Source organism: Longimicrobium sp. (assembly GCF_036387355.1).
GTDB lineage: Bacteria > Gemmatimonadota > Gemmatimonadetes > Longimicrobiales > Longimicrobiaceae > Longimicrobium.
The window spans coordinates 1-1,616 of the sequence record NZ_DASVTX010000466.1 but is presented as its reverse complement, the minus strand read 5'-3'; the positions used below and the strand labels follow the sequence as shown (position 1 = coordinate 1,616).

The window sequence follows — 1,616 nt, the reverse complement described above, 5'->3', positions numbered from 1 at the left end:
TGAGGTTCTCGCGATCCTGAACCGGGTGGCGCCCGGCGACCGTCCCTGGCAGGGCGTGCTGGGGCCCTCCGGCGGCACGCAGCGCGGCGCGGTGGCGGCGCGCGCGCCGGTCGCCTTTGCCGCGCCCTTCGCGGGGCACGTGGCGTATCCGGATTCCGCCGCCAACCTCGTTCCGCCGGACGCACCCGCCTCCGCCCGCGAGGCCGCCGCGCGCCGCGCCCAGGAGGGCGTGCCGACGGTGGGCGCGATCGCGCAGCTGGGCGGGCGGCGCCTGCTGGCGGTGACGGTGGACCTGGAGTGCTGCGGCGGCCCGGGCGGGCCGGCGGACCGGCTGCGGCGCATCGAGGCCGGCGTGCTGCGCGACCGCATCCGCGAAACCCTGCGCGCTGGCGGGGTGGACGGGATCATCGTCGCGGGCGACTACAACCTGGTGGGCTCGCCCGAGCCGGTGGAGCTGCTGGCCGCCGCGTCGGACACGGACGGCTCGCGCCTGGCCATCGCCCAGACGCGCCGGCTGGACGGGCTCTCTATGGCCACGTGGGAGCAGGCCGGCGACCGCTTTACCCCCGGGAGGCTGGACTACGTGCTGGTGGGGGATGCGGCGCTCACCATCCTGCGCAGCTTTCCCTTCAACTCGGGTGACCTTTCCCGCCGCTGGCGCGTGCACCACGGGCTGGACGCGGAAACGTCGCACCGCGCCACGGACCACCTGCCCGTGGTCACCGACCTGCGCTGGACGGGCGGATGATCGTTCGCCTCGCCCTCGCGGAGCTCCGCAACCGGCCCGGCCGCGCGCTCTTTCTGCTGGGCGGATACGCGCTGGGCGTGGCGGTTATGGTGGTGCTGCTCGCCGTGGGCGAGGCCATGCTGAACCAGGCGCGCGACCGCGAACTGGTGGGCGGCGGCGACATCGTGGTGGTTCCCGCCGGCATCAGCGCGGAGATGCTGAAGTCGGGCGGCGTGTCGTCGCTGTTCCTGGGGATCGACCACGCGCGCTTTCTGCACCGCAACCTGCTGGAGTCGCCGCGCGGGCGCGAGCAGCTGGGGATCGCCGCCGTTTCGCCGCTGCTGGACGGCAAGCAGGTGGAGCTGTACGCGGGCGGGCGGCGCATCTCCGCGATCGCGTCGGGAGAGATCCCGTCGCGGGCCGCGCAGGCGGGCGCGGTGCCGGTGCTGCTGAGCGGCGGGTGGCGGGATTCGGATGCGGACCGACGCTGGCTGAACCCCTCGCCGGACGAGCTGTACCGCGAAATCGACCGTTTTCACGTTCCGCCCGTGCGCGACAGCACCTGGGCGGAGTGGCACTACTTCAACGTGGTGCTCAGCGAGCAGCGGTGGATGTACGTCACCCTCATGGTGGCGGGTGAGGTGGGCGTGCCCGGGCGCTGGGGCGGCCGCATCCTCATCACTGTGCGCGAGGCGGATGGCACGCACCGATCGCTGACGCGCGACCTGCCCGGCGACCAGGTGCGGTTCGACACCGCGTCGCCGGACCTGCGCTTTGGCGACCGCGCGTTCGTGCGGATGAGCGATGGCGTGTACCGCGTGGCCGCGGATGCACCCGGGGTGCGCGTGGACCTTCGCGTGACGCCCGCGCCGCGCCGCTACTTTCCACC

The 1,616-nt window shown here is 73.9% G+C and carries 2 protein-coding genes; both read left to right on the top strand.

The annotated features are described in order from the left end of the window. The coding region (locus VF665_RS20250; RefSeq protein WP_331055278.1) for an endonuclease/exonuclease/phosphatase family protein at nucleotides 1–748 on the top strand (748 nt) is incomplete at its 5' end. Next, nucleotides 745–1,616, top strand: an 872-nt coding sequence (locus VF665_RS20245) for a hypothetical protein (RefSeq protein ID WP_331055277.1), incomplete at its 3' end; no start/stop codon positions are given. The genes VF665_RS20250 and VF665_RS20245, both read left to right, overlap by 4 nt.